Raw genomic sequence first — 26,766 nt, forward strand, 5'->3', positions numbered from 1 at the left:
CGGGTACCCTAATATGAATGTGTGGCAAACCAGACTGCCGACAGGGCCGGGTAATGGCTGATCGGGTGCGGGTTTCAGGTGTTGACTGTGCCGTGGCGGCATAGTGTCAAGTGGCGGCATGTCAGTGCGGGCTGAAGGAGTGACGGTGGGCTGGAGCACCCGGGAGCTTGCCGAACTTGCCGGCACCAGCCTGCGCACGGTGCGTCACTATCACGACATTGGTGTGCTGGGTGAGCCCGAACGCCGGTCCAATGGTTACAAGAGTTACGGCGTCGCACACCTGGTTCGGGTCCTGCAGATCAAACGCCTCACCGGTTTGGGTCTCTCCTTGAAGCAGATCGCGGATATGGACGAGACCAACGAAGATCCGCAGGAGGCATTGCGCGCACTGGATGCGGAGTTGGCCGCCACCATCGAACGGCTACACAATGTGCGCAGGGAGCTGGGGCAGATACTGTCCAGTGAGGTCGCGGCGGATCTTCCGGCCGAATTCGGCGCCGCTGCAGCGAATGTGGAGCTGTCTGACACGGATCGTTCGCTCGCCTTTGTGATGTCCAGGGTGCTGGGCCCGGTCGGACTGCAGGCCTTCGTGGGAATGTTCCTGGATCAGCAGGACCGAGAGCTCGATCGTGAGCTCGAGAACCTGTCCGCCGATGCCGACGAGCAGACACGTGCCAACCTCGCCGAGCGAATGTCGCTGCAGGCCCATCGGTTGTATGCCGATCATCCCGGCATGCTGAACTCGACCGCGGATGCTCCTCGCGGTCAGCGCTTTGCCGAGCGCACCGTGGCCCAAGCCCTGTTGGATCTATTCAACCCGGCTCAGCTGGATGTCCTGGTTCGCGTCGGTGCCGCGATCCGATCCAATCCCTCCTGAGTCGCCTGGCCTCGGGTCAGGGGCTGGGTTGGGGGATATTGCATTGGGTGACTACCGGATTGAGGCCGGCGTAGTTGAGAGGACCGGCGACGACGGTCAGCGCGATGGTCCCTGCGCTGGCGCAGGTTTGTGGGCTGCTGGTGAAGTATCCGCGTTGGGCGACGGCAATAGCCCCGATGATCAACCAGATGGCCAAAAGCATTCCTGCGTAACGCATGGTGTCCTCCTGCCATTTCTGTGAGCGAGGTCAGTAGTAGTGGCGACGGCCACCGACGGCGTGTCCCATGCGGCCCGCGACCATGAGGATCAAGCCGACGACCATGAGAACGACTCCGGCGGTCCACAGCAGGCCGATATCAAGGAAGTATCCGGCGGCCAACAGGATGAGTCCCAGGATGATCATGACACTCACACCTCTCATTTTGTTTACGACGTCAACTATACCCCGAGGCTCTGCTTTAGGGGAGGGATTGGGCCGTTGAAGCCGCGCACCCGGCCCCCACGCGGCGCGATCCGTTATCGGTGTGCACAGCAACAGAATTCGATGTTGATGCGAGGCGCCACCGGGTGACGCGCCTCGGCGTGCCGACACCTCCGTGAGCAAGAGTTCAGCGGTGGGCGCCTGCTATGAAATGACCTGTGAACCAAGATATTTCATCGCGAAATCGGGCGTCGCCGAAGATGTCGGAGTGCGGCGTTCGCGGCGTGTACACCACACATGCCGTGTGCGCCGGGCCCCGGTGGGGTGGCCGCAGAACAGATGAACATCCCCGGTACACCGAGGCTGTACGGGGCCAGGCTGATGCGGGGACCGAACACCAGCTGCCGGATGTCCTTCGCGCCAGTCATGATGTCCCCACCCACGTAATTGGCGTTGTACGCGGACATTTCTGTCGTGGAGCGTACTGCCGTGCCGACCACGCACTCCCGGAAACCGGGCGCGAACCGTTCGATTTGGCCGATGATCGCCTCGGTGGCGTCCCCGGTGTAACCGAATGGCACATGGGCGTATGTCCAGAGCGGATGGATGTTGCCGGCAGAACGCCGAGGGTCGGCAAGATACTGTTGCCCGACGAGCACGAAGGGGCGGTCGGGCATGATGCCGCGATGGATTTGACGCTCGGTGGATGCGATCTCGTCATAGGAGCCGCCGAGATGCACGGTGCCGGCGCGGTGAGCGTGGGGATTGGTCCACGGGACGCCGCCCTCAATCGCGAAGTCAACCTTGAAGGCGCCGGGGCCATGTCGAAAATGCTTGAGCGAGCGAAGAACTCCTCGTGGTAGCCGATCGTCGAGGATTTTTGCGACAGATCCCGGTTCGAGATCAAGAAGGGTCAGATCTGCGTCGGGTAGTTGGCTGGCGCGGTCGATGCGAACCCCGGTGTGAAGTGTTCCACCCAACTCGGTGAGTGTTTCGACCAGCGCCCGGACAAGCGAACCGGTGCCGCCTGCGACCACGGGCCATCCATATCGGTGTCCGGCGGTCATGATTCCGACGCCGACGGCCGCTGTCATCGGGTAGTGCAGCGGGCGAAAGGCATGTGCGGCGACACCGCCGAACAGTGCACGGCCGGGCGGGGTGCGTAGCAGTCGTGCGATGGCGGACGCGGGCAGTGCCGCCGGCAGCCCGAACCTGGCCATCTGTATCGGGTGACGCGGTACGCGCAGCAGCGGTGCCGTGATGTCCTCGGCGAGGGTGTCGAAATGCCTCGACGGATAGCCGAACAGCGCGCGCCAGGGGCCGCCGTCGCTGCCCAGTTCTGTAGCCGTCTCGTCGACTGACCGGTAGAGAAGGCCAGCGGTGCCATCGTCGAGTGGATGAACGCAGTCGACCTCGGGTAATAGCCAATGAACGCCATGGCGGCCTAAGTCGAGACTCTTCAGGAAGGCGGAACCGATGGCCATCGGGTGGGTGGCCGCACAGTCGTCATGGATGAGGCCGGGAGCCAAGAGCTCCGAGGAACGGCATCCGCCACCGGGGCGATCAGTGGCCTCCAACACAGTCACCGAGATCCCCGCACGGGCGAGAGTAATTGCTGCGGCCAGACCGTTGGGCCCGCTGCCGACGACTGTGGCGGTGCTCATGCGAGTGCTACGTAGCTAGCGCGGGGATTACCAAAAATACAGGCGATCAACGAGTTACAGGTGACCCGCACCGTTGCATCCACCCTCCGTCGTGCCTGTCACCAAAGTGTACAAACTTAGTTGCCGCATGCTTGGCTGGCCATGAACGGCGCCGTTCTCGTGGTTGACGAAACTGTAAACGTAGTGCAAATTTTGACCCCGTGGCGGTACTCAGTGAGCAGGCAGGGATCAGTGACCTTGTGGAGCAATTGCACGGTCGACATCCACGCCTGACCCGCGACGTCGTGGAGGCTGTGGTTCGTGCCGAACACTCCCGCTTCGACGACAGCCCGCTGCGCGATTACGTTCCGCTGCTGGTTGAACGGCGTGCTCGCGAGGAACTGGCGCTGCTGAGCCTGTAGCGCGCTAGCGCTCGGGTGACACTCCGGCCCCGTGGATCGCGGCCCGGATCGCTTGCTCGACCTCGCTATTGGCGATGAACAGCATCTCGTCGCCGGCCTCCAACACATCCTCGGGGGTGGGCGTCACCACTGTTCCGCGTCGGACCACGGTGACCAGCGCGGTATTGGGTGGCAGGTCCAGGTCTGCCACGCTCCGTCCCACCAGGGGATTGTCTTGCGGCAGAGTCAGTTTTGTCAGATCGGCGCGGCCCTGGCGCAGTTCCATGAGGCGCACCAGGCGGCCGATGTCGATCGCGCCCTCGATACCCGCCACCATGGCGCCGGGCGTGGACACCGCGACATCGACACCCCAGGCCTGACCGAACAGCCACTGGTTACGGATGTCATTGATGCGTGCGACCACGCGGGGCACGCCGAACTCGCTCTTGGCCAGCAGTCCCACGACAAGGTTGGCCTTGTCGTCACCGGTGGCGGCAACCACGACGTCGCAGGTTTCGATACCCGCTTCTTCGAGGGTGTCCAGCTCGCACGCGTCGGCGTTGAGCCAGTCCGCCCCGGGCACGGCCTGCGGCTCGAAGTTACTGCGCTCTTGTTCGATCAGCAGGATCTTGTGGCCGTAGTCGAGGAGTTCACGTGCGACGGAACGGCCCACCTTGCCCGCGCCGGCGATCGCGACTCGCATCTTCTGGTCCACCACCCCGCTATCGTGCCCTATTAATCAGAGTCAACCGACGGGAACGAAGTGAGCCTGCACCAGCTGTACCTGGACTTGCTCATCGGTGGGCTCGTGTTGCTCGCCAGCATTGTCGGCACCAGGGTCGCGACGCGGATCGGATTCCCCAGCCTCTTGTTCTTCCTCCTGGTCGGGGTCGTTCTGGGTGAAGACGGGCTCGGTCTCGAGTTCGACAATGTGGAGCTGGCCAGGAATGTATGTACCGCGGCGCTCGCGGTGATCCTGGTCGAGGGCGGTTTGACCACGCGGTTTGCTGATGTCCGCAAGGTGCTCGCGCCTGCCGGCGCGATGGCCACGGTCGGTGTGGTGATCAGCACCGTGGTGACCGCGGTGGGCGCGCATGTGCTGTTGCGGATGGATTGGCAGCTGGCTCTGCTTCTCGGCGCCATCGTGTCGTCCACCGATGCCGCCGCGGTGTTCTCCGTGTTGCGGGTGTTGCCGCTACCGCGTCGCGTTGCCGGACTGTTGGAGGCGGAGTCCGGATTCAACGATGCACCCGCCGTGATCCTGGTGCTGATGTTCAGCGTCGTGCCCTTCGTCTTCGAGCCGAAGAGTGCCGCGGTCCAGATCGTGTACGAGCTGCTGGCAGGTTCTGCGATAGGTCTGCTGTGTGGCTTCGTGGGGGCGATGGCGCTGCGCCGTGTCGCTCTGCCCGCCTCCGGGCTGTATCCGATCGCGACCTTCGGCATCGGACTGGTCGCGTTCGCGGCCTCGGGCACGGTGCATGCCAGTGGTTTCATCGCCGCGTACCTGGCCGCGGTGGTGCTCGCCAATTCCGGTCTGCCGCACCGATCTGCTACCCGATCATTCGCCGAGGGGTTGGGCTGGCTGGCGCAGATCGGTCTTTTCGTCCTGCTTGGATTGCTGGTCAATCCCAGCGAGCTGCTCGATGACTTGGTTCCCGCGATCGTGGTGGGGTTGGTCCTGCTGTTGGTGGCCCGCCCGCTCTCGGTGGTGGGATCACTCGTCGGATTTGGTATCCCATGGCGAGAACGGGCATTTCTCTCGTGGGCCGGACTGCGTGGCGCGGTCCCCGTGGTGTTGGCCACCTTCCCGATCGTGGAGGGCGTACCCGACAGCTATCGCCTACTCAATATCGTTTTTGTGCTGGTGGTGGTGTTCACCCTGGTGCAGGGGCCGAGCCTGCGGCCCGTCGCGCACCTACTGGGATTGATCTCCCGGGAGGCCACCCGTGAAATCCAGGTCGAGGCAGCCCCTTTGGATGTCCTGGATGCCGAGTTGCTCACCATGAAGGTTCAACCGGGATCTCGGCTGCGCAATGTCACCATCCTGGAGTTGCGGCTGCCTGACCCAGCCGTTGTCACGTTGATCATCAGGCAGGGCAACACTTTCGTTCCGCTGCCGGACACCCGGATCGAGTCGGACGACGAACTGATGATCGTCACCACCAGTAAGACCCGGGCGCTGACCGAGTCGCGGATTCGCGCGGTGAGTAGGCGTGGCAAGCTCGCCTACTGGTTCGACGAGTACGGCGACGCGGGCTGATTCGGACGCCGCACAGCATCACTCACGGGTCACTGGGTGATCCATGGCGGACGGACACTGGACGTAGTTAGGGCTAACGAATAATATAGTTCGGTGACCCGAAATCACGAGCAGGGACTGGCGACCCTGTATGCGTCATGGTGCGAGACGGTTGCGATAGCGCAGGCGCTCGCCCTGGGAGACAAGGTGTCCGCGGCGCATATCCTGCGGACCAGCCAGCGCCCGCTCGTGGTTTCGGAGGGCCTGTTGCACCTGCTCTCGGTGCTGATGCGCGCGTCTCCGGCCGGCGATACGGATCGGCTACTTGATACCGCCCGGGCCTGCACGCCGCCGCCCCCGATACCGAATCTTGTTCCGGTACAACCATTCCAGGAGGTCTCGTACACAATGTCTACGCTCACCGATGAGATGAAGCGGATGCTTGGTTCTCAGCTGGCGATCCTGGCGACCGTGACAGATGGCATGACGCCCAACATCGGCCCGAAACGTTCCCTGAGGGTCCGCGATGATCGGTCCCTGATATTCAACGAGAACACCGGTGGGCAGACACTGGCCAACATCCGTGCCGGATCAAAGGTTTCGGTCGCTGTGATTGATCGCGAGGCACTGGACGGGTACCGGTTCGTCGGCTCGGCCCAGATTCACGAGTCGGGCCCGGCGTTCGAGGATGCCGTGGTCTTCGCGCAGGAGCGCGGGATGAAATATCCGCGCTGTGCGGTGGTCATCGCCGTCGAGGACATCCACACACTCAAGCCGGGGGCAACCGCGGGCAAGCGCGTGTAGACATGAAGCCATGACGGATCCGCTCCCGGCCCCGGATGAGGTCGTCGTCTACTGGCGGCCGGGCTGCCCCTTTTGTATCAAGCTGCGTACGCAGCTGCGCTTCACCCGGTTGCGCTACCGCGAGGTGAACATCTGGGAATCGCCGGAGGCGGCGGCCTACGTGCGTTCCGTGGCGGACGGCAATGAGACGGTGCCGACCGTCAGTGTTGCGGGTCATCCCTTGGTGAATCCTTCGCGACGGCAGCTGTTGGCGGCCGCGCGCGAGCGCGCACCCCAGGCGTTGCCGTAGTGACGCTGCTCACGCGGGGTGGCTGTGCATGCGGGCAATGTGGGGCGCCGACCAGCAGAAACATCTGTTCGGCCGGGGGTGACTAAATTGCGCCCACAGGGAATAGTTAGCTTAGGTATGTACTTTTACCCAGTGGGCAGCGACGCCCCCCACTCTCACCGTTAACACCGATTCTTCCGAGGTATGTAGGCATGACTGAAACGATCTCCGCAGCAGCTGTCCCGACAACGGATCTCGAAGAGCAGGTGAAACGACGCATCGAACAGGTGGTGTCCAGCGATCCGCAACTGGCGGCGCTGCTTCCTGACGATGCGGTGACCGAGGCCGTCAATGAGCCCAATCTGCCGCTAGTCGAAGTGATCAGGCGACTGCTGGAGGGTTACGGCGACCGCCCGGCCCTTGGGCAGCGCGCGTTCGCGTTCGTGACCGCCGACGGTGGGGCAACCGAGATCGCGCTCAAGCCCGAGTACACCACCATCTCCTATCGCGAGCTGTGGAATCGTGCCGAGGCAATCGCTGCCGCCTGGTACGAAGGCGGGATTCGCGATGGCGACTTTGTCGCCCAGCTCGGCTTCACCAGCACCGACTTCGCCGCCCTTGATGTCTCCGGACTGCGCCTGGGCACCGTCTCGGTGCCGTTGCAGACCGGAGCCTCGCTGCCGCAGCGCAACGCGATCCTTGAGGAGACGCGGCCCGCGGTCTTTGCCGCCAGCGTCGAGTACCTGGACGCCGCAGTGGATTCGGTACTCGCGACGCCGTCGGTGCGACTGCTGTCGGTCTTCGATTACCACCCCGAGGTCGACAGCCATCGTGCGGCGCTTGAGGCCGTGCGGACCCGGCTGCAGGATGCCGGCCGGACGATTGCCATCGAGACGTTGGGCGAGGCCCTCGCGCGGGGACGAGAGCTGCCCGCTGCGCCCCTGCCCAGCGCGGATCCCGACGCCCTGCGCCTGCTCATCTACACCTCCGGCAGTACGGGTACGCCCAAGGGCGCGATGTACCCGCAGTGGCTCGTCGCCAACTTGTGGCAGAAGAAGTGGCTCACCGACGACGTCATTCCGTCGGTAGGCGTGAACTTCATGCCGATGAGCCACCTGGCAGGCCGACTCACCCTCATGGGCACCCTCTCGGGCGGAGGATCGGCCTACTACATCGCCTCGAGCGATCTTTCGACATTCTTCGAAGACATCGCGCTCATCCGTCCCTCGGAAGTGCTCTTTGTGCCCCGTGTGGTCGAGATGGTCTTCCAGCGCTATCAGGCGGAACTGGACCGGTCCCTCGCTCCGGGTGAGAGCAATGCCGAGGTCGCGGAGCGAATCAAGGTCCGTATCCGCGACGAGGACTTCGGTGGACGTGTGCTCAGCGCCGGATCAGGTTCGGCGCCTTTGTCTCCGGAGATGACGGAGTTCATGGAGTCGCTGCTACAGGTGCCGCTGCGCGACGGGTACGGATCCACCGAGGCCGGTGGTGTGTGGCGTGACGGAGTCCTGCAGCGCCCACCGGTCACCGACTACAAGCTGGTTGATGTTCCCGAACTCGGATACTTCACCACGGATTCCCCGCATCCCCGTGGCGAGCTGCGGTTGAAGTCCGAGACGATGTTCCCCGGCTATTACAAGCGCCCGGAAACCACCGCCGACGTCTTCGACGAAGACGGGTACTACAAGACCGGTGACGTGGTTGCCGAGCTCGGTCCGGATCACCTCAAGTACCTCGACCGGGTCAAGAACGTCCTCAAGCTCGCTCAGGGCGAGTTCGTCGCGGTCTCGAAACTGGAAGCCGCATACACCGGCAGCCCGCTGGTGCGACAGATCTTCGTGTACGGAAACAGTGAGCGCTCGTTCCTGCTGGCGGTCGTGGTGCCGACGCCGGAAGCCCTTGAGCGGTATGCGGATTCACCGGACGCGCTCAAGCCGTTGATTCAGGACTCGCTACAGCAGGTCGCCAAGGATGCGGAACTGCAGTCCTACGAGATCCCGCGGGACTTCATCGTGGAGACGGTGCCGTTCACCGTCGAATCAGGACTGCTGTCGGACGCGCGAAAGCTGCTGCGCCCCAAGCTGAAGGATCACTACGGCGAGCGGCTGGAGGCTCTGTACGTCGAGCTGGCGGAAAGCCAGAACGAGCGACTGCGGCAGCTGGCGCGGGAGGCCGCGAGCCGCCCGGTGCTGGAGACGGTGACCGATGCGGCGGCCGCGCTGCTAGGCGCGTCGTCGTCCGACCTGGCTCCCGATGTGCGGTTCATCGACCTCGGCGGCGACTCGCTGTCGGCGCTGTCGTACTCCGAGCTGCTGCGAGACATCTTCGAGGTGGATGTTCCGGTCGGCGTCATCAACAGCGTCGCCAACGATCTCGCCGCGATCGCCCGGCATATCGAGGCGCAGCGGACCGGTGCCGCGACGCAGCCGACGTTCGCATCGGTCCATGGCCGGGACGCGACGGTCATCAACGCCGCAGAGCTCACCCTCGACAAGTTCCTGGACGAGCCGTTGTTGAAGGCGGCCAAGAGCATTCAGCCCGCCACCGCCGACGTCAAGACCGTGCTGGTGACCGGCGGCAATGGCTGGCTGGGGCGCTGGTTGGTGCTTGACTGGCTGGAGCGGCTGGCACCCAACGGTGGAAAGGTGTACGCGCTCATCCGCGGCACCGATGCGCAAGCGGCTCGCGCGCGGTTGGATGCCGTGTACGAAGCGGGCGACCCGAAGCTCTCGGCGCACTACCGTCAGCTGGCGGAAGCGGGCCTGGAAGTGATCGCCGGTGATTTCGGTGATCAGAATCTGGGTCTGTCCCAAGATGTTTGGCAGAAGCTCGCGGGTGAGGTGGACTTGATCGTGCACTCCGGTGCATTGGTGAACCACGTGTTGCCCTACAACCAGTTGTTCGGCCCGAACGTGGCAGGTACCGCCGAGATCATCAAACTGGCGCTCTCCGAGCGGCTCAAGCCGGTCACCTACCTGTCGACGGTCGGCATCGCCGACCAGATTCCGGTGACGGAGTTCGAGGAAGATTCGGATGTCCGCGTGATGTCGGCGCAACGCCAGATCAACGACGGCTACGCCAACGGATACGGCAACTCGAAGTGGGCCGGTGAGGTGCTGCTGCGGGAAGCTCACGACTTGGCCGGACTTCCGGTGCGAGTGTTCCGCTCCGACATGATTCTGGCGCACAGTGACTACCATGGCCAGCTCAACGTCACGGACGTGTTCACGCGGAGCATCCAGAGTCTGCTGCTCACAGGTGTCGCGCCGGCCAGCTTCTACGAACTGGATGCGGACGGCAACCGTCAGCGTGCGCACTATGACGGTGTGCCTGGCGATTTCACCGCCGCGTCCATCACGGCGATCGGCGGTGTGAACGTGACTGACGGCTACCGCAGCTTCGACGTGTTCAACCCGCACCACGACGGTGTCTCGATGGATACGTTCGTCGACTGGTTGATCGAGGCCGGTTACAAGATCGCACGCATCGACGACTACGGCCAGTGGCTCGCCCGGTTCGAGTTGGCGCTCAAGGGATTGCCCGAGCAGCAGCGCCAGCAGTCAGTGCTGCCCCTTCTCAAGATGTACGAGAAGCCGCAGCCGGCGATTGACGGAAGTGCACTGCCGACAGCTGAATTCAGTGGAGCCGTGCGCGAGGCGAAGGTGGGCGATAGCGGTGAGATCCCGCACGTCACCAAGGATTTGATCCTCAAGTACGCCGCGGACATCAAGCTGCTGGGCCTGGTGTAGCTAGCTGGGTGTCGGCTCGCCGGTGTAATCGCCAAACGACCACAGGTTGCCTTCGGGATCGCGAACTGCGAACTCGTTGGCGCCGTGGTCGGTTTTGGCGAGTGGCCGGACGATGTCGGCGTTCTTGGAAATGATCCGTTGGTAAAGGCTGCCGGGGTCACCAGTCACTACGTATCCGCCGCCGGTTCCCGGCTGCAACGCCCATTCGCCTCCCGGTCGATGGCTGCCCAGCATGATGCCGCCGCTGCCTTCCGGCCAATTCAGTTGGGCGTGATCGACTCGGTCGCCGTCGCCGTAGCGGGCCGCGAGTATGAAGCCGAAGGTGTCGACGTAGTAGTCGATGAGCGCCGGGGCATCGTTGGCTCTGAGAGTCAGCCACACACTGGGTGTCGAGGTAGTCATGGTCCCACTGTGATCCGAAGGCGTGTCCGCTGTCTTGTATATTTCGGAACTCTTGGCACTACCGGGACCTTCCGGGCAGCAGCCGGTATTTGGCACGTTCGGGGGCGGCGCGATACCAGGAGATGGTCTGGTCGATGCCGTCGTCCCAGGCTGTCGGGGCACGCCCGGTGAGATCGCGAAAACGACTGTCGTCCAATAGGAATGGGCGTTCGAACTGATATAGGAGTTCGGCGCCTTCCCGCACGATGGGCGCCACCGTCTTGAGAATCGTGATTAGACGCGGTGTCAGCCGCCCGACCTTCGGCGATGTGCCTGCGATGCCGCCGATCTTCTCGATGAACTCTCTGCCGGTAATGGCAGGGGCGACGGGGACGTGGAAGACCTGTCCCGCAACCGCCGAATGTTGCCCGAGATCAGCCAGTGCCCGACCGAAGTCGCCGATAAAAGTCGCGGTCATCGGCAAGTCGGGATCGCCCGGCCACATTGCCTTGCGTCCGGTTAGGCCGGCGGTGAACAGGGCTGCGCCCAACAAGGATTCGACACGCGGACCGTAGAGCTCGGCGGCACGGCCAATCACCGACTCGGTTTGTCCACGGGCATGTGCCGACATGATCAGCTCCGCGGCGAGTGCGCGCAGCGCACCCTTGTAGACCACCGGCCTGATGGGACTGTCCTCGCGCATCGGCCCGTCCGCCCTGCCGTACATCCAGGTGTCATCGGCGTACACAAGTCGCGCGCCGACATTCCCCGCGGCGGTGATGAGTGAACGGGTCAGGTCGACATACGTGGGCAGCCAAGACTCCATCGGTGGCAGTGCGCAGTGATAGACGCTTGCCGCACCGGAGCAGATCTCGGTGATACGTGCGGAGTCGGTCGCGTCGGCCGCAATCGCATCGACTCCGTTCGGTGCGCCTCGCCCGGTGCGGCTGACCGCTCGCACCGTATGACCGGCGGCCAGCAGCTCTTCGCACAGAACAGTGCCGGTCGCCCCGTTGGCTCCCACCACGACATGTATGCCCACCACGTCTCCTCTACAGATGTAGAGGCAATGTACTCTACGAGCGTAGAGGGAGGCAAGATGGCCGATCATCGACGGACTCAGCTGGCCGATGCGGGGCTCGCCGTGCTGGCCACAACCGGTGCGCGGGGCCTGACCCATCGCGCGGTCGACCGTTCGGCGGAACTACCCGAGGGCTCCACCTCGTATTACTTGCGAACCCGTGCCGCGCTGCTACAAGCCTGCGCGGCACGCCTTGCAGAGCGGACCGCGGTAGTGGTGAACCCGTTGGCAGATGCCGAGGCGCTCAACGCCTCCGAACTGGCGCAACTGGCGGTCCAGGCGGTGCGAACGTGGACGGCCGACGGTGGGGTGCTCGTTCTCGCGCGACACGAATTGCTGCTGGCGTCGGCACATCATCCCGAGATGCGAAACGTTCTTGATGCCGCTACCGCGCACATCCGGGAGCTCCTGGAACGGAGGGTGATCGCGCTGGGGATTTCCGATGCCGTCGAGCGCACGGCGGATCTCATCGCGTGCCTGGACGGGGTAGCGCTTGCCTATGTCGTTCGCGGGGTGATGGCAGAGGATGCGTTGAGGTGCAGCGTAATTCGGGTCGTGGAAGGGCTTCTCTCGTACAAGAACTCCTGCGGGGTGCCTAGGGTGGAGACAGGGAGGTAACCCATGGCAACGAGTCCGATTGCGGTACTCGGCGGAACCGCGCTGGCCGGCCTTGGTACGGCACTGGCCGGGATTGCCGGCTCGGCTGCCGCACTGCGTAGCCCCGCGGTGCTGCGGCGGCTGAACATGTGGGCCGCGCGTAGGTTGACCGATGAGCAGCGCGCTGACCGGTATACCGCCATCCTGCCGACCCCGATCCTGGGCCGTGGCTTCTACGCCGACCCCGGCGATCTCGACGGCCGGGTGAATGGAGACGTTGTCCGCCAGCAATACGTGCGGCCGCGTGTGGCGTTCCCGGGGGTCACCATCCGACGATTCATGGTGCGCTCGACCGATACTGCGGGTAGTGCCGTTCCCGTGACGGCCACGCTGATCGAGCCCAACCGCCCATGGCGGGGCCCGGGTGCGCGGCCTGTGGTGGTACGCAATCAGCCGATCAACTCGCTGGGTCTCAAGGCTGCGCCTTCCTACCGGTTGGAACGCGGCATGTACATCGACGTGCCGCCGCTGATGCCGCTGCTACTGGCCCGAAACTATGCCGTCCTCGTACCTGACCATGAGGGTCCACGGATGGCATACTCGGCGGGCGTCATGGCCGCCCACGCGGTGCTGGACTCGGTACGCGGAATGCGAAGAATACGAGGCGATCTCGTTGAGTCACCGATGGTGATGGACGGGTACAGCGGCGGTGCCATCGCTACTGTGTGGGCGGCGCAGGAGCAACCGACTTACGCGCCGGAGCTGAGATTCAATGGGGCCGTCGCGGGTGGGACACCAACGGACTACGCCCTGCTGTACCGGACTATGAACGGCGCCTTAGGTTCTGGGCTCTTCGCCGCGGCCATTATCGGACAGGCGCGCGAATACCCCAGCATGATCGAACTTTTCGGGGATTTCGCGTTCTACATGTCGACTCTTATCAAGGATCTGCCGCAACCGGCACTGGCGGCGGCCGGGGTGGCGCGGATCAACCTCGACGTCTTGGCCGCCATCCCGGCACCTTTCGACTCGGACATCGCGCGGAGTGTGATCGCCGCGAACAAGCCGGGTGCGACGGCACCGAGCATGCCGACCTTGCTCTATCACGGTTCGCGGCACCGGTTCATGGGTGATCAGTTCATCCCTGAAGAGGGCGTCACCGAGTTGGTCGAGAGCTGGCGCGCAGACGGTGCGACGGTGGATTACCTGCCTGTACCCGGCGAACATCTGATCGCCGCCGGTTGGGCGATGCCCAGTGTCCTGCGCTGGATGCGAGATGCCCTAGGGGATAGGTAACCCGCGAATCAGGATGTGACTCAGGGTTTTCCCGGAGGCGGAGTCGCCCGCGCGGCGGCTAGGCTCGCGAGCATGACAACCATTGCGCCCGAGCATTCCGGCACCTCCGAGGATGATGGCGCGCAGACCCCGGTGCGATGGACCTGGCTGCAGAAGCTCGGATTTCGGCTGCTGCTGACGATCGGTGGCGGGATCCTGCTGCTGTCGGTGTACGACAACCTCGGGTTGTTCGATCTGTTCGAGCCGGTTCTATGGCTGACAGCGCAGATCGGAAGCTTGCTCACCCGCGGACGCGGTATCGAACTCACCTCGTCGTCCGGAGGCGACCTGGTGTGGTTGTGGTGCTACCACCTTGGTTGGATTGTCATCGCGCTGGTGATCACCGCGATATGGACGGCGCTGGACCGTCGTCGGCCGAACTACCGGCGTCTGGCGGCCTCGCTATGGGTGTTCGCTCGGTACGGTCTGGCCCTGTCGATGATCATCTACGGAATGGCCAAGGCGATTCCCACGCAGATGGGGTACATGGCCCTGCCCGATCAACAGCTGCAATTAGTCGGTGACACAAGCTTATTCAAGACGTTGTGGGGCTTCATGGGCGCCTCGGAGCCGTATTCGATAGCCACCGGGCTCGTGGAACTGGTGGCCGGGCTGCTGTTGTTGTGGAATCGCACCTGGGTGCTGGGCGCCTTGGGATCTGTCTTCGCCATGGCTCAGGTGTTCCTGCTCAACATGACCTACGACGTTCCGGTCAAGCAGGTCTCGGGAGAACTGTTCTTGATCGCAGTGGCCGTTACTGCGCCGCTATGGCCCAACCTCGTGCGGGTTGTCCTCAATCGCAGCGGCACACAACCGGTGCGGCTGTGGCCGACTCTTGGTTCCGACCGGCGGTGGTTACTGAGGACGGGCATCGTACTCAAGTTCGGTCTGGCGGCAGTCTTGACGGTGCAGGCCGCCTCTCTGAGTGTGCTTGTGTACTCGACGTACAAGACGCCGACCTCGAGTCTCGACGGTGTTTGGCGTGCAACATCATTCACGATCGATGGACGCCAGGCAACGGTGAATCAGGTCAACCCCGCGCCGTGGTCGAACGTGGCCATCACCTATCGCAACACGGTGGAGGAATTCGGTGTGGAGGCGTTCGTTGCCCAAACCCCCGACGGCCGCACCTCGCGGTGGATGTTGGAGATCAGCGGTGACCAGATCGAGTTGCGTAAGCGTAAATCAGATGCACCGCAACAGGTTCTTCACATCGATCAGCCCGGCCCGGACCGGTTGGTGCTCACCGGTGAAGTGGAGGGCAAGCAGATTGCCGGGATCTACGAGCGCCGTTTTATGGACCGCAGCAAGTTCGGCTTCCGGTGGGTTCAGCCGGAGATGGATCCGGATTCGGTGGGGAGTGAGGAGTAGCCCGCTGTCGGGAACACGAGGCGTCAAGAGCTATTTCTGAACGAGTATTCCATTCCCAAATTTGGTTGATATCAAGGCATTCGGCGTTGCCAGACCGAGGCGTATCAAGATTCCCGATTGTGTCGTACATGGCGCATCAACGTGGTTTACTCGTCGGTAATCGGGTCGCGCGCGACGAGGCGTGCCGCACGTTGGCGGTGCTTCGCATACGACCGAGCCTGGGTGCCCCGCATTCGAAGTTCGGTTATCCGTCGTGTTCACATCCGATCTGCAGATACATGTTTGCGCAGCTGACGTGCTGCCGAGCACGGAAGACAGTCGGAGGAACTCGAGATTTTCAGGCTCTTGAAGCGTGTGTGGATTCCGTTGGTGCTCGTGGTGGTGGGAGTTGCAGGCGGATTCACCGTCTCGCGGTTGCATGGTGTCTTCGGCAATGAGCGTCGCCCCGAATACGCCACCGCCGAGCGTGAAGAGAAGCGGCCTCATGACCCCAAGTACCTCATCTATGAGGTGTTCGGCCCTCCGGGCACGGTCGCGACGATCAGTTATTTCGACGCAGATGCCGAACCACAGGTCATCAGGTCAGCCGCGCTTCCCTGGTCTGTGGAGTTCCCGATCACCGAGGCCACCGCGATGGGAAACATCACCGCACAGGGTGACACCGACAGCATCGGATGCCGCATCCTCGTGGGTGACAAGGTCAAAGACGAGAAGATCCGCTACGGCGTAAGCGCTTTGACCTTCTGCATGCTGAAGGCCGCATGAGCGCCCACAGCGAACCCCCCACGGAGCCATTACCGGCGCTCAGCCGCCCACCGTTCGTGGCACGGATGATCCGCCGCCTGTCGGTGCCCATCATCCTGGGCTGGTTGGCGGTCGCTGTCATCTTGAGCATCAGCGTTCCCTCTCTCGAGCAGGTCGAGAAGGACCACGCGGTGGCAATGAACCCCGATGCGGCACCCTCGTTTCAGGCCACGCAGCGGATGGGCAAGCTGTTCGACGAGTCGAATTCCAGCGTCGTGGCAATGATTGTGGTGGAGGGGCAGCAACCCCTCAAAGACGACACGCACCGGTACTACGACGACTTGATCCGCCAGCTGAAAGCCGATACGGCCCACGTGCAGCATGTCCAGGATTTCTGGGGCGATCAGATGACGCAGGCCGCTGCGCAAAGCCTCGACGGCAAGGCCACGTATGTGCAAGTGGCCCTTACCGATCCGCGGCATGGGGCGTCGGCGAACCAATCCGTGGAGGCGGTCCGCGGCATCGTCGACAAAACGCCGGCGCCGCCGGGAGTCAAGGCCTACGTCACAGGCCCGGCGGCATTCGCCGCAGATCTGGGGCCCGCGGGTAATAGGACCGTCCTGCTGGTCACCGGGTTGAGCCTCGCGGTGATCTTTACCATGCTGCTCTTGGTCTACCGATCGCTCATTTCCGTCATCCTCATGCTGGTGGTTGTTGGCGTCGAGCTGACGGTGGCCCGCGGATTCGTCGCTTTCCTGGGCAACCTCGGGGTTATCGGTATCACCACATTCGTCGTCAATCTTCTTGTAGCGCTTGCCATCGCGGCCGGAACGGACTACGGCATATTCTTCACCGGGCGATACCAGGAGGCTCGTCAGGCCGGCGAGGACCGGGAAGCCGCTTTTTACACCACCTTTCGCAGCGTGGCCAAGGTGGTGTTGGGTTCGGGCCTGACCATTGCCGGAGCCGTTCTCTGCTTGCACTTCACGCGGCTACCCGTCTATCAAACGCTGGGTGTCGCCACTGCCGTGGGCATGGTCGTCGCGGTGGCCGTCGCCATCACGCTGGTCCCAGCGGTGATCGCCGTGGGCAGTCGATTCGGGTTGTTCGAGCCCAAACGGAAGGTCATGGTTCGCCGATGGCGACAGATCGGCACCGCGATCGTGCGTTGGCCGGCACCGATCCTCGTCGCGACATGCGCAGTGGCGCTAGTGGGACTGTTGACGCTGCCCGTCTACCAGCCGAGCTACAACGATCAGAAGTACATCCCGCAAGACATCCCCGCCAACGTCGGATATGCGGCCGCCTCACGACATTTCCCGCAATCATTGATGATGGCGCCCGACATTCTTCTGGTCGAAGCCGATCACGATATGCGCAATCCCGTGGATTTTCTGGTGCTGAACAAACTGACTCGAGGAGTTCAGGCTGTCCCCGGTGTTTCGCGGGTTCAGGCGGTCACGCGGCCCGGAGGTGAACCGCTCAAGCACACCACCATTCCGTACATGCTCAGCATGAGCAGCGCGAGTCAATCGCATCTGATGCCGTTTCAGCGGAATCGTATGGACGACCTATTGGTTCAGGCCGACGACATGCTGAAGACGATAGCCATCATGAAGCGCATGCAGGCGTTGACCGAGCAGATGGTCGGCACGACCCACGACATGGTCGAGACCACACATGAGCTCGAAGACATCATGAATGATCTGCGCGATCACGTCATGGACTTCGATGACTTCATCAGGCCGATTCGCAACTACCTCTATTGGGAAAAGCACTGTTACGACATTCCGGTATGTCAAGCCATCCGTTCGGTTTTCGACACGCTCGATGGCGTCGATGAGGTCTCCGACAAGCTGAGTGATCTGGTCGCGAACCTCGACAAACTGGATCAACTCCTGCCGCAAATGGCCGAGCAGTTCCCGGTGATGATCGAGACGATGGAATCTACGCGGAAAATGATGCTGTCCATGCACAGCACCATGTCCGGGATCTTCGATCAAATGGAGCAGACGACGAACAATTCGACTGCCATGGGAAAGGCCTTTGACGCCGCCCAGAACGACGACTCGTTCTATCTGCCTCCAGAGGTATTCGAGAACGAAGACTTCAAACGCATGATGAATATCTTCATGTCTCCGGACGGTAAGGCGGCCCGGCTACTCATCTCGCAGCGGGGCGATCCCGCGACGCGCGAGGGCATGTCGCTGGTTCAGCCGATAGAGACGGCGGCTGCGGAAGCGCTCAAGGGCACCCCCCTTCGAAATGCCAAGATCTATATGACCGGTACCGCGGCATCTGTGAAAGACATCGTCGACGGCTCCAAATACGATCTCTTGATCGCAGCGACCGCGGCGCTGTGCCTGATCTTCGGCATCATGCTGATCATGACGAGAAGCTTCGTGGCCGCACTGGTTATCGTTGGCACAGTGGCACTTTCGCTGGGTGCGGCGTTTGGACTCTCGGTGCTGATCTGGCAAAGTATTCTGGGCATCCCACTGAACTGGGTTGTGCTCGCGATGTCGGTGATCATCTTGTTAGCGGTGGGATCTGACTACAACCTGCTGTTGGTGTCACGGATGAAGGAAGAGCTGGGCGCCGGGATCAACACGGGCATCATTCGGGCCATGGGTGGGACCGGCAAGGTGGTCACCTCGGCGGGTCTGGTGTTCGCGTTCACCATGTTGTCGATGGTGGTCAGCGACCTCGTCACCATCGGGCAGCTGGGTTCCACCATCGGTATTGGCTTGTTGTTCGACACGTTGGTGGTGCGCGCGTTCATGACACCGGCGATCGCGGCGCTACTGGGGCGGTGGTTCTGGTGGCCACAACGGGTGCTGCAGCGTCCCGCCAGAACATTCCGGGCCCCGGCCGGACCCCGCCCGTTGGTGAGCTTCCTTTTCCAGAAGGAAGAGCGCTAATAGCGATGAATGTTTTTGTCTGCCTTTGGATAAAGGCCGCATGAGTATCCATCGGATGGTCGACCGTCCACCGCTACTCGCCGGGTTGATCCGCCGGCTGTCGGTGCCGATCATTCTTGGCTGGTTGGTGGTCATCGCCCTCGTGACGTTCGCTGTTCCTTCGCTGGAGCACGTCGGGAGGGAAAGCTCGGTGTCCCTGGTTCCCCAAGCGGCGCCATCGTTTCGGGCGATGCAGCGGATGGGTGAGGTATTCGGCGAATCCAATTCCGACAGCGTGGCGATGGTCGTCCTGGAGGGCGAGCAGGCGCTCGGGGACGACGCGCACGCCTACTACGACAATTTGATTCGTCAACTGAGGGCTGACACGACGCATGTGCAGCACGTCCAAGACTATTGGGGTGATCCTCTCACCGCGACAGGTGTGCAGAGCGCCGACGGTAAGAGCGTGTATGTCCAGCTCAATCTCTCGGGCAACCAAGGCCAAGCCCTGGCGAACAAATCCGTGGAAGCGGTCCGCGGCATTGTGGACCGGGTATCGCCTCCGCCCGGCGTCAAGGCCTATGTCACGGGTCCGGCGCCGTTGGTGACGGACATGAACGATGCCGGCAACTCGTCGATCATCAAGATCACCGTTGTCACACTCGTGGTCATCTTCACGATGTTGCTCTTTGTGTATCGCTCGGTGGTCACGGTGATTCTGCTGCTGATCATGGTGGGAATACAGGTGCAGGCGGCCCGAGGCATCGTCGCACTTTTGGGTGATCATGGGGTCATCGGTCTTTCGACCTTCTCGGTCAATCTGTTGGTATCGCTCGGCATCGCGGTCGGAACGGACTACGGCATATTCTTCACCGGGCGATATCAGGAAGCGCGCCAATCCGGCGAAGACCGCGAGACCGCCTTCTACACCACCTACGGCAGTGTGGCGAAGGTCGTCGTGGCCTCCGGGCTGACCATTGCCGGAGCGATTTTCTGCCTGAGCTTCACCCGTCTGCCCTACTTCCAGACGATGGGTGTGCCTGCTGCGGTCGGTATGGCCGTTGCGGTTGCCGTCGCCGTCACGTTGGTCCCGGCGGTGATCGCCGTGGGCAGTCGTTTCGGATTGTTTGAGCCCAAACGAAAGATCCTGGTCCGGCGGTGGCGGTGGGTCGGCACGGCGATTGTGCGCTGGCCGGCTCCTATCCTCGCCGCGGCGTGCGCGGTCGGACTGATTGGGCTGCTGGCACTTCCGGGTTACCAGACCAGCTATGACGACAGACTGTATGTGCCCCAGGATATTCCCGCCAACGTGGGATACGCGGCGGCGCAGCGGCACTTCCCCGAATCGCGAATGACCCCCGACGTCATGGTGGTCGAGGCAGACCACGACATGCGCAATCCGGCAGACTTCGTGGTTCTGCACAAATTGGCCAAGGGCCTCTTCGCGGTGCCGGGTATCTCCATGGTGCAGAGCATTACCCGGCCAGAGGGTAGCCCGATAGAGCGGACGTCCATCCCGTTCCAAATCAGCCTGCAAAGTGCCGGCATGCTGCAGATCCTGCCGTTCGGAAAAGAACGCGTGGACGACATGCTGAAGCAGGCCGAAGACATGACGAAGATGATCAACCAGATGCAGCACACCTATGAGTTGATGAGCAACATATCCGATATCACCAACGAGACCGTTGTCATGAACCGGGAGTTGACAGCGACCGTTGATCGGCTACGCGATTACATCGCCAATTTCGATGATTTCTTCAAGCCACTGCGGAACTACCTGTACTGGGAGAAACACTGCGAGACCATCCCGGTCTGTTTCGCGGTCAGATCCGTCTTCCAGGCGCTCGACGGCACCGACCTGCTCAGCGAGCGAACCCATCGGATCCTCGAACGTGTGGAGGAAATGAACGGGTACCAGCGAGAGCTGATCGCCCTGTTCCCGCCGATGATCTCGACCATGAAGTCGATGCGCGCCATGATGCTGACGATGCACAGCACCATGTCGGGGATCTTCTCCCTCATCGACCAGACGGCAGCCAATGCCAGTGAGATGGGAAGGATCTACGACGGCGCCCAAAATGACGACTCGTTCTACCTACCTCCAGAGGTGTTCGAGAACGAGGACTTCAAACGTGCGATGTCTCTGTTCTTTTCACCGGATGGCAAGGCAGTCCGGTTGATCCTTACCTATCGCGGCGACCCGGGGACACCGGAGAGCCTCTCACGGGTCGACGCCGTGCGCTCGGCCGCCGAGGAAGCGCTCAAGGTGACGCCGCTGGAGAACGCCAAGATTCATCTCGCGGGGACCGCGGCGACATTCAAGGACCTACGGGATGGTTCCGCGTACGACCTGTTGATCGCCGGCGTCGCCGCGCTGTGTCTGATCTTCGGCATCATGCTGATCATGACGCGAAGCTTCGTGGCGGCGCTGGTTATCGTTGGCACAGTGGCACTTTCGCTGGGTGCGGCGTTCGGCCTCTCGGTGCTGATCTGGCAGAACATCCTCGGTGTCGAACTGCACTGGCTGGTACTTGCGATGTCGGTGATCATCTTGTTGGCGGTGGGATCTGACTACAACCTGCTGTTGGTGTCACGGATGAAGGAGGAGATAGGCGCCGGGATCAACACGGGCATCATTCGAGCCATGGGTGGGACCGGCAAGGTGGTCACCTCGGCAGGTCTGGTGTTCGCGTTCACCATGTTGTCGATGGTGGTCAGCGACCTCCGTGTGATCGGACAAGTGGGTTCCACCATCGGTATTGGCTTGTTGTTCGACACGTTGGTGGTGCGCGCGTTCATGACACCGGCGATTGCGGCGTTACTGGGGCGGTGGTTCTGGTGGCCGCAACGGATAATCCGGCGCCCCACCGGAACACCACGGGAGTTGCCGGACGCCCGCCCGATGGTGCTGCAAGATGCCTGACCTGTCACGAGTACCGAATTACCCGAAAAATATTGATAAGAAGGGAAGTACGTACATGTTTCGTCTGTCGCTAACCGGACTGTCCGTCGGGCTGGGGGGACTGGCATTGTCGCTGACCGCCGGTGCCGGGATTGGGTCCGCGGACCCGGATTTGGATTCGGCCATCAACACAACGTGCAGCTATCCGCAGGTGGTCGCTGCCCTCAATGCGCAGGACCCGCAATTCGGTAAGGCATTCTCGCAATCCCCGATACTGCAGCGCGGCCTACGTGAGTTCCTCGCTGCCGGCCCGGACAAGCGGGCGCAGACCGCCCAAGACGTGGCCAACGCTCCGGCCTTCCAGCCGTATCTCGGCGTGATGGAACAGGCCTACAGGACCTGCCACAACTTCTGACCGCTGTTGGGCACCAGATGTTTTGGTGCCCAACAACAGGGGGCAGACGGATTGGTCAGTGGATCTCGCCGGTCAGCCCGAAGTCGGACAGTGTGAGTTCGGCCAGTTCGCGCAGCGCCTTCTTGGTATTTGTTGCGCCCGGTTGGTAGGCGCCGACGCTGATGAAGATCTTGCCGTTCAGGCGGCCGGACAGAATGAACATTCGCCCTCCGGTCCTCTCGAGTAACCGGCGTCTCTCGTGTTGTCCTGTCGCACGAGCGTTCTGGAAATCGGCGAGCGTACCGGCGGGCCAGCCGATCAGCGTGTGGAGATCACCCAGGTAAGAACAAAAAACCGACTGATCGGGGTCAGCGGGCATCCTGGCGACCATCCGCTTCAGTGTCCGCTCCGGCGCGAACGACGGCAGCCATAGGAGCTGCTTCGACTCGTCCGGGGTCTCCTTCAAGGTCTTCAGGGTCTGCTTGATGGCGGCCCGAACATCGCGTAGGTCTGTGGTGAGCGAGGTCGGATCGACGCTGACACGGGCATAAGACAGCGCCATCGCGCGGGTGTCGTCCTCCGTGCGGTCACTGATGGGAATCTGCAGGGTGACCGTTCGGTTATCGGCGCTTCGCCGCCCGATACGCTCGCCGAATCGAGCAGCGAAAGCAGCGGCGAGTGTATGACTCGCGCCGGCGAGGGCTTCCGCACGAGCATCCCAATCATCCAACCCGACATAAATGGTGATGGCCGGTACCAGTACAACGTCGTCGGGGACATCCGCCCCCGGAGTGGTGGGTGGCGGCGCCGGTACCCGGCCGGACACGTCCTTGTCGCGGGCCTGCTTTCGGCCCAGCTTCACCGCAGCGACAAGCGCCCGCGCGACGTGGGGTACGTCCCGCGCTGTCTGCCGTGCGTCCTGACCCAGGGCGCGTAGTCGCTTGCGAGACAACGGTCCTGGGTATCCGAGGTCACGTGTCCTGCCCAGGACCGCTTCGACTATGACCAGTGCGAGGCCAAGGCCGTCGATCAGGTTGTGGGAGAGCACCAAGCTGATGGCAGTCATACCGTCATCGAGAGGAAGGACACCGAGATGCCAGCCGGGCCCCGATTCCGGGTCGATGCGCAGCTGTGAGCGTTCATCTACCCAGTCGCTGAATTCCGAACGCGGACGGGAGTGCTGCGCGATGTCGATCTCGGGCGATCCGGGGTCCACCACCCAGCGATGCCGGGCGATCGGCAGTGCCGGGCGTTCGATACGGCGGCCCAACAAGCCCTGCCCCAGATTGTGGCGAAAACGCTGCAACGCGTCGAGATCGATCGTGTGCCCATACAGCCAGGTAACCTGAATGATCACATTCATACCGGCGGCATGATGTTCGGTCAGTAGTGCCTCATCTGCCAACGCGAGCCGATTGTCCATCTGTACAGCGCTTTTGGATCCCCGTCGTCTGCGCAAGGATTCGCGCATACGACGCATCTGCCCTGGCACCGATCAGACTCCTTCGTTATCGACCATGCGTCGACTGTTTCACACTCTGAGCGGCAATGGATTTGGAGATACGCATGGCCCAGTTGCAACGCATTTCTGTCGGCTGCTCGGCCGAACCCACATCAACCGAATAGGTCCGGAGCCTAGCCGCTCCGTGGAGATGTTGTGGCAAAATCTGATCCCTGGTGACGGCCTGCAATCTGACTGACGAGCGGTCCCAAATCTTTGTTGCGGCGCGCGTCGGTATTACTGGATAAATGTTGCATTTTTTCTGCCCTGCACTGCATTTGATTTCGTGACAGGCGCACCGGACAGTGCCGCGGTGATCCATGATGTTCTACGTGGAGAACAGTGCCCGCGATATTTCCAGGATGCCTCGGGGCGGCCCGGACGCTTCCTGGCTGGACCGCCGATTGCAGACCAGTCGGCTGGAGTATCTGGACCGCGACGATGTCGACGATCTCAAGCGCAAGGTCATGCATTCACTCGACCGCGCCGGGCGGCGGCGGCGCATCGGCATTCATGAGAAATGTGCTCGGATGGCGCTGCGCGAGGTCGCCGATGTGGATTGTCCGAGGATTCTCGAACTCGGCGCAGGTCTCGGCGGGCTGTCACACAAGCTGCTGGAAATGCATGCCACTGCCCAGGTGACGGTCACCGATATCGATCCCAGCTTTGTGGCTGCGGCGGCGGCCAGTGAAATCGGTAGCCACCCGCGCGCGACCGTTCGAGAAATGGATGCCACCGAAATCGATGCTCCGGAAGGGCATTACGACCTTGCGATATTCGCGTTGTCCCTGCACCATCTGCCGCCTGAGCTTGCCGCCCGGGTCTTCGCGGCAGGGACCAGGGCGGCACGGAAGCTGTTGATTGTCGATTTACCCAGGCCGCCGGTGCCTGTGCATATCGCGCTCTTGGCGGTGGCACTGCCGCTCGTCGGTGTTTCGCCGCTGCAGCACGATGGGTTCATCAGTTCTCTTCGCGCCTACAGCCCGTCGGCGCTGCGTGCGCTGGCACATCATGCTGATCCAGCCATCACCGTCGAATTCCGGAGTCGACGGGGGCTGGGGCCGACGGTGGTCGTAGCCAGTCAACCGCGGCAATCGGCCTGAGAAGCCGGAAAGCCGATCCCTATCACCGCTGTTACCACTTACAGAAATCAATCTGGATGTTGTCATATGTGCCACATGCGCATGATTCAATGTGCGACAGTCAATTACGCCTCGAAACTTGTTCTGGTCGGATGTCCCCATCAGAACCGGGCTGTCTATCGCTGGAGGATCTCATGGTGCGGCGCGGCGCCTCTCCGCTCAATACGACATCGGGCCTGAGGTTGGGCTCATGAGCTCGGATGGAGAGGCCCGACCGGTCATTCTGTTCGTCATGGGTATGGCCCGGTCGGGTACGTCGGCGATCACCCGTGTTCTGTCATTGTGCGGTGGTGCCCTTCCTGCCGCGCTCGCAGGAGCTAATCCGGCCAATCCACGGGGATATTGGGAGCCGCGCAAGGCGATCGTCCTCAACGAGCGAATTCTGCATCGCAACGGTAGCTCCAGGTTCGACACGACGCTACGCCTGCAGGATGAAGATGCGTTCGACGCCGGTGAGCGGGCCACGTGTATCGGCGAGATCCAGGCGTACCTGACGACCTTGCCGTCGGCGCCGGTGGTGATCATCAAGGACCCGAGGATAAATCTGCTGTCCGACATGTGGTTTGAGGCAGCACGATTGTCTGGATTCGAGGTAGCGACGGTAGTAGCGGTGCGCCACCCCATGGAGGTGATTGCGTCGGTTGCGGCCCAGGCGGCTGCCTCTCCGGAGTTTTCGAGTGCGTTGTGGCTCAAGTTCAATCTGTTGGCCGAGGCCCGGACCCGCGACGTACCGCGAGTATTCGTCGGGTACACCAATCTCCTCGAGGATTGGCGCAGGGAGATGAAGCGGATTTCGGTGACGCTCGGGGTCAACCTGGACAATAGGGATGAAGTTGCCATCGAGGACTTCTTGGAATCCGATCTTCGGCGCCAGAAGTACTCGGGCCCGGTAACAGAGCCCTTTGGCACCGACTGGATGTCTGCGGTCTATGAAACACTCTGCGCGGCCGCGAGCGACGATCCCTGGGACTCGTCGGAACTTGACCGCGTCCTAGAGGCGTATCGAATAAGTGAGCGCGGTTTCCGGGCGATGATCGAGGATTTCCAGAGATTCCAAAAGCTCAGCCGCCGTACCCGCCCGTCGATGATGAAGCTGATCTACGAGGTCATGGCGACGGCCAATGGGCGCCGCGGGACGTGGGCCTGAACCGGACCGGTCCAGTGTGGAGCCGCTCGCTCAGGCAATGCCGTTGACTACCTGGATGATCCCGGCCACCGAGAAAATGGTGATCAGCATCTGTCGGCGGTGAGCCAGTGCCCAGTCGTGCATCGGTTGCAGCACCGCAAGGGTTTTCGCTGGTGCGACGAGATAACTGATCAGGGTGAGTTCGACCACCGTGAACATCCCGAAGACAAACGAGATGACCGCGATGACCTGAGTGCCGATCGGGGCGCCCGAGGCGACGACGGGAGTCAGTACGAAGATCACCAACATCGGTGGCGGCAGCCCGCACAGGCCGAACACGAATGCCACCCACAAGGCGCCTTCCTCCCAAGCGTTTTGGAGGTGACGAAGTAGCCGCCTGAAGATCGAACCACCCTCTGCGGCAGCGTCGCTGGGGACGCCGAACGGCGACGTGATGGGCGTCGGTCGGTCAGCGTCGTGGGCTTCAGCCGGGACGTTTCCGGCCGATACCGCCACGCGCGAACGTTCACGCAGCGCGCGTACCACCAGCAGTGTGGCGATGGACAACATGAGAAGACCCATGGCCAGGTTGACGAGCCGAGTGGTGATGCTGCTGCCTGGCGTGGCCATATCCTCGACGAAGGAACGAAACGATGGCGCTATGTGCAACACCGTCAGCGGTATCAGCAGACCGGCGAGGCTCACGATCACACTGCCGATCCAGTAGGCCGCTAGATTCTGCACCGGCTGCGGCCGGGAGATCATCAACACGATGATGGCGAGTAGCACCGGATTGACCGCGAACATGATCGCCATCGCGAGCAGTAGACCCCACACGGGCCCGAACACTACCCAGACGGGCGCGCTTTCTTGGGCGAATTCGCAACCAA

Annotated in this window: 23 protein-coding genes and 1 pseudogene; 15 read left to right on the forward strand and 9 right to left on the reverse strand. The window is 62.4% G+C overall.

Annotated elements, in window-relative coordinates:
- Window positions 1-118: 118 nt before the first annotated feature.
- Window positions 119-877 carry a MerR family transcriptional regulator gene (locus BKG76_RS11975; RefSeq protein ID WP_070937830.1) on the forward strand — a complete coding sequence of 253 codons (759 nt, stop codon included), beginning with the start codon at window positions 119-121 and terminating at the stop codon, window positions 875-877.
- A gap of 16 nt (window positions 878-893) precedes the next feature.
- Here BKG76_RS11975 and BKG76_RS11980 read toward each other — a convergent pair whose 3' ends face one another.
- From BKG76_RS11980 to BKG76_RS11985, 3 genes are all read right to left on the reverse strand, one after another.
- Window positions 894-1,094, reverse strand: coding sequence for a hypothetical protein (locus BKG76_RS11980; protein WP_070937831.1), 201 nt, complete (start codon window positions 1,092-1,094; stop codon window positions 894-896).
- Between the two features lie 30 nt (window positions 1,095-1,124).
- Complete coding sequence (locus BKG76_RS24850; RefSeq protein ID WP_109420701.1) at window positions 1,125-1,280, reverse strand: DUF6131 family protein; 156 nt, start codon at window positions 1,278-1,280, stop codon at window positions 1,125-1,127.
- 251 nt (window positions 1,281-1,531) lie between these two features.
- Entirely contained in the window at window positions 1,532-2,962 is a 1,431-nt protein-coding gene (locus BKG76_RS11985) for a phytoene desaturase family protein (RefSeq protein ID WP_070937832.1), read from the reverse strand.
- 200 nt (window positions 2,963-3,162) lie between these two features.
- Here BKG76_RS11985 and BKG76_RS11990 point away from each other — a divergent pair, with 200 nt between their 5' ends.
- Window positions 3,163-3,363 carry a three-helix bundle dimerization domain-containing protein gene (locus BKG76_RS11990; protein ID WP_070937833.1) on the forward strand — a complete coding sequence of 67 codons (201 nt, stop codon included), beginning with the start codon at window positions 3,163-3,165 and terminating at the stop codon, window positions 3,361-3,363.
- 4 nt (window positions 3,364-3,367) lie between these two features.
- Here the strand turns inward: BKG76_RS11990 and BKG76_RS11995 are convergent, their stop codons facing one another.
- Window positions 3,368-4,045: a potassium channel family protein gene (locus tag BKG76_RS11995; RefSeq protein WP_070939165.1), complete on the reverse strand. Its 678-nt coding sequence runs from the start codon at window positions 4,043-4,045 to the stop codon at window positions 3,368-3,370.
- A 60-nt stretch (window positions 4,046-4,105) separates the two neighbouring features.
- Between BKG76_RS11995 and BKG76_RS12000 the strand changes: the two genes are divergently transcribed.
- From BKG76_RS12000 to car, 4 genes are all read left to right on the forward strand, one after another.
- Window positions 4,106-5,602: a potassium/proton antiporter gene (locus BKG76_RS12000; RefSeq protein WP_070937834.1), complete on the forward strand. Its 1,497-nt coding sequence runs from the start codon at window positions 4,106-4,108 to the stop codon at window positions 5,600-5,602.
- Window positions 5,603-5,989: 387 nt separating this feature from the next.
- Complete coding sequence (locus BKG76_RS25160) at window positions 5,990-6,385, forward strand: pyridoxamine 5'-phosphate oxidase family protein (protein ID WP_070939166.1); 396 nt, start codon at window positions 5,990-5,992, stop codon at window positions 6,383-6,385.
- A gap of 10 nt (window positions 6,386-6,395) precedes the next feature.
- Window positions 6,396-6,674, forward strand: a complete 279-nt coding sequence (locus tag BKG76_RS12010) for a glutaredoxin domain-containing protein (protein ID WP_070937835.1) — start codon at window positions 6,396-6,398, stop codon at window positions 6,672-6,674.
- Between the two features lie 191 nt (window positions 6,675-6,865).
- A complete protein-coding gene (gene car / locus BKG76_RS12015) occupies window positions 6,866-10,402 on the forward strand; it encodes a carboxylic acid reductase (RefSeq protein WP_070937836.1) in 3,537 nt (1,178 codons plus the stop codon).
- Here the strand turns inward: car and BKG76_RS12020 are convergent, their stop codons facing one another.
- From BKG76_RS12020 to BKG76_RS12025, 3 genes and pseudogenes are all read right to left on the reverse strand, one after another.
- A complete protein-coding gene (locus tag BKG76_RS12020; protein WP_070937837.1) occupies window positions 10,403-10,804 on the reverse strand; it encodes a VOC family protein in 402 nt (133 codons plus the stop codon). It abuts the gene before it with no gap.
- Window positions 10,773-10,856: pseudogene (locus BKG76_RS24860) on the reverse strand (AraC family transcriptional regulator); the annotation flags it as partial. The pseudogene BKG76_RS24860 and the gene BKG76_RS12020, both read right to left, overlap by 32 nt.
- Window positions 10,857-10,862: 6 nt before the next feature.
- On the reverse strand, window positions 10,863-11,825 hold the full coding sequence (locus BKG76_RS12025; protein ID WP_070939167.1) for an NAD-dependent epimerase/dehydratase family protein: 963 nt from the start codon (window positions 11,823-11,825) through the stop codon (window positions 10,863-10,865).
- Between the two features lie 57 nt (window positions 11,826-11,882).
- Here BKG76_RS12025 and BKG76_RS12030 point away from each other — a divergent pair, with 57 nt between their 5' ends.
- The 7 genes from BKG76_RS12030 (at window position 11,883) to BKG76_RS12060 (ending at window position 22,128) form a co-directional block, all read left to right on the forward strand.
- The gene (locus tag BKG76_RS12030) at window positions 11,883-12,482 is read left to right on the forward strand and encodes a TetR/AcrR family transcriptional regulator (RefSeq protein WP_070937838.1); all 600 of its coding nucleotides are present in this window, start codon (window positions 11,883-11,885) and stop codon (window positions 12,480-12,482) included.
- Window positions 12,483-12,485: 3 nt separating this feature from the next.
- Window positions 12,486-13,757, forward strand: a complete 1,272-nt coding sequence (locus tag BKG76_RS12035) for a lipase family protein (protein ID WP_070937839.1) — start codon at window positions 12,486-12,488, stop codon at window positions 13,755-13,757.
- A gap of 72 nt (window positions 13,758-13,829) precedes the next feature.
- Complete coding sequence (locus BKG76_RS12040; protein ID WP_070937840.1) at window positions 13,830-15,167, forward strand: hypothetical protein; 1,338 nt, start codon at window positions 13,830-13,832, stop codon at window positions 15,165-15,167.
- A gap of 354 nt (window positions 15,168-15,521) precedes the next feature.
- On the forward strand, window positions 15,522-15,932 hold the full coding sequence (locus BKG76_RS12045) for an MmpS family transport accessory protein (protein ID WP_078280950.1): 411 nt from the start codon (window positions 15,522-15,524) through the stop codon (window positions 15,930-15,932).
- Window positions 15,929-18,832 (forward strand): MMPL/RND family transporter, encoded by a 2,904-nt coding sequence (locus tag BKG76_RS12050; protein ID WP_070937842.1) that lies wholly within the window; start codon window positions 15,929-15,931, stop codon window positions 18,830-18,832. Before BKG76_RS12045 ends, BKG76_RS12050 begins: the two co-directional genes overlap by 4 nt.
- Window positions 18,833-18,872: 40 nt before the next feature.
- Window positions 18,873-21,734 carry an MMPL/RND family transporter gene (locus BKG76_RS12055; RefSeq protein WP_070937843.1) on the forward strand — a complete coding sequence of 954 codons (2,862 nt, stop codon included), beginning with the start codon at window positions 18,873-18,875 and terminating at the stop codon, window positions 21,732-21,734.
- A 55-nt stretch (window positions 21,735-21,789) separates the two neighbouring features.
- Window positions 21,790-22,128: a hemophore-related protein gene (locus tag BKG76_RS12060; RefSeq protein ID WP_070937844.1), complete on the forward strand. Its 339-nt coding sequence runs from the start codon at window positions 21,790-21,792 to the stop codon at window positions 22,126-22,128.
- 55 nt (window positions 22,129-22,183) lie between these two features.
- Here BKG76_RS12060 and BKG76_RS12065 read toward each other — a convergent pair whose 3' ends face one another.
- Window positions 22,184-23,599 carry a condensation domain-containing protein gene (locus tag BKG76_RS12065; protein WP_070937845.1) on the reverse strand — a complete coding sequence of 472 codons (1,416 nt, stop codon included), beginning with the start codon at window positions 23,597-23,599 and terminating at the stop codon, window positions 22,184-22,186.
- Between the two features lie 332 nt (window positions 23,600-23,931).
- On the opposite strand from BKG76_RS12065, the gene BKG76_RS12070 reads away from it, so the two are divergent.
- Together BKG76_RS12070 and BKG76_RS12075 are read left to right on the forward strand one after the other, a co-directional pair.
- Window positions 23,932-24,711, forward strand: coding sequence for a class I SAM-dependent methyltransferase (locus tag BKG76_RS12070; RefSeq protein WP_070939168.1), 780 nt, complete (start codon window positions 23,932-23,934; stop codon window positions 24,709-24,711).
- A 229-nt stretch (window positions 24,712-24,940) separates the two neighbouring features.
- On the forward strand, window positions 24,941-25,897 hold the full coding sequence (locus tag BKG76_RS12075) for a sulfotransferase family protein (protein ID WP_070937846.1): 957 nt from the start codon (window positions 24,941-24,943) through the stop codon (window positions 25,895-25,897).
- A 30-nt stretch (window positions 25,898-25,927) separates the two neighbouring features.
- Here BKG76_RS12075 and BKG76_RS12080 read toward each other — a convergent pair whose 3' ends face one another.
- A complete protein-coding gene (locus tag BKG76_RS12080; protein ID WP_070939169.1) occupies window positions 25,928-26,713 on the reverse strand; it encodes a GAP family protein in 786 nt (261 codons plus the stop codon).
- Window positions 26,714-26,766 lie beyond the last annotated feature (53 nt).

Origin of the sequence: Mycobacteroides franklinii (assembly GCF_001853795.1) — a bacterium.
Taxonomy (GTDB): Bacteria; Actinomycetota; Actinomycetes; order Mycobacteriales; family Mycobacteriaceae; genus Mycobacterium; species Mycobacterium franklinii.

Bases quoted from the DNA above. Each gene is read 5' to 3' on its own strand.
- BKG76_RS11975 (WP_070937830.1), top strand. From the start codon at position 119: ATGTCAGTGCGGGCTGAAGGAGTGACGGTGGGCTGGAGCACCCGGGAG.
- BKG76_RS11980 (WP_070937831.1), bottom strand. From the start codon at position 1,094: ATGCGTTACGCAGGAATGCTTTTGGCCATCTGGTTGATCATCGGGGCT.
- BKG76_RS24850 (WP_109420701.1), bottom strand. From the start codon at position 1,280: ATGATCATCCTGGGACTCATCCTGTTGGCCGCCGGATACTTCCTTGAT.
- BKG76_RS11985 (WP_070937832.1), bottom strand. From the start codon at position 2,962: ATGAGCACCGCCACAGTCGTCGGCAGCGGGCCCAACGGTCTGGCCGCA.
- BKG76_RS11995 (WP_070939165.1), bottom strand. From the start codon at position 4,045: ATGCGAGTCGCGATCGCCGGCGCGGGCAAGGTGGGCCGTTCCGTCGCA.
- BKG76_RS25160 (WP_070939166.1), top strand. From the start codon at position 5,990: ATGTCTACGCTCACCGATGAGATGAAGCGGATGCTTGGTTCTCAGCTG.
- BKG76_RS12010 (WP_070937835.1), top strand. From the start codon at position 6,396: ATGACGGATCCGCTCCCGGCCCCGGATGAGGTCGTCGTCTACTGGCGG.
- car (WP_070937836.1), top strand. From the start codon at position 6,866: ATGACTGAAACGATCTCCGCAGCAGCTGTCCCGACAACGGATCTCGAA.
- BKG76_RS12020 (WP_070937837.1), bottom strand. From the start codon at position 10,804: ATGACTACCTCGACACCCAGTGTGTGGCTGACTCTCAGAGCCAACGAT.
- BKG76_RS12030 (WP_070937838.1), top strand. From the start codon at position 11,883: ATGGCCGATCATCGACGGACTCAGCTGGCCGATGCGGGGCTCGCCGTG.
- BKG76_RS12035 (WP_070937839.1), top strand. From the start codon at position 12,486: ATGGCAACGAGTCCGATTGCGGTACTCGGCGGAACCGCGCTGGCCGGC.
- BKG76_RS12040 (WP_070937840.1), top strand. From the start codon at position 13,830: ATGACAACCATTGCGCCCGAGCATTCCGGCACCTCCGAGGATGATGGC.
- BKG76_RS12050 (WP_070937842.1), top strand. From the start codon at position 15,929: ATGAGCGCCCACAGCGAACCCCCCACGGAGCCATTACCGGCGCTCAGC.
- BKG76_RS12055 (WP_070937843.1), top strand. From the start codon at position 18,873: ATGAGTATCCATCGGATGGTCGACCGTCCACCGCTACTCGCCGGGTTG.
- BKG76_RS12060 (WP_070937844.1), top strand. From the start codon at position 21,790: ATGTTTCGTCTGTCGCTAACCGGACTGTCCGTCGGGCTGGGGGGACTG.
- BKG76_RS12070 (WP_070939168.1), top strand. From the start codon at position 23,932: ATGTTCTACGTGGAGAACAGTGCCCGCGATATTTCCAGGATGCCTCGG.
- BKG76_RS12075 (WP_070937846.1), top strand. From the start codon at position 24,941: ATGAGCTCGGATGGAGAGGCCCGACCGGTCATTCTGTTCGTCATGGGT.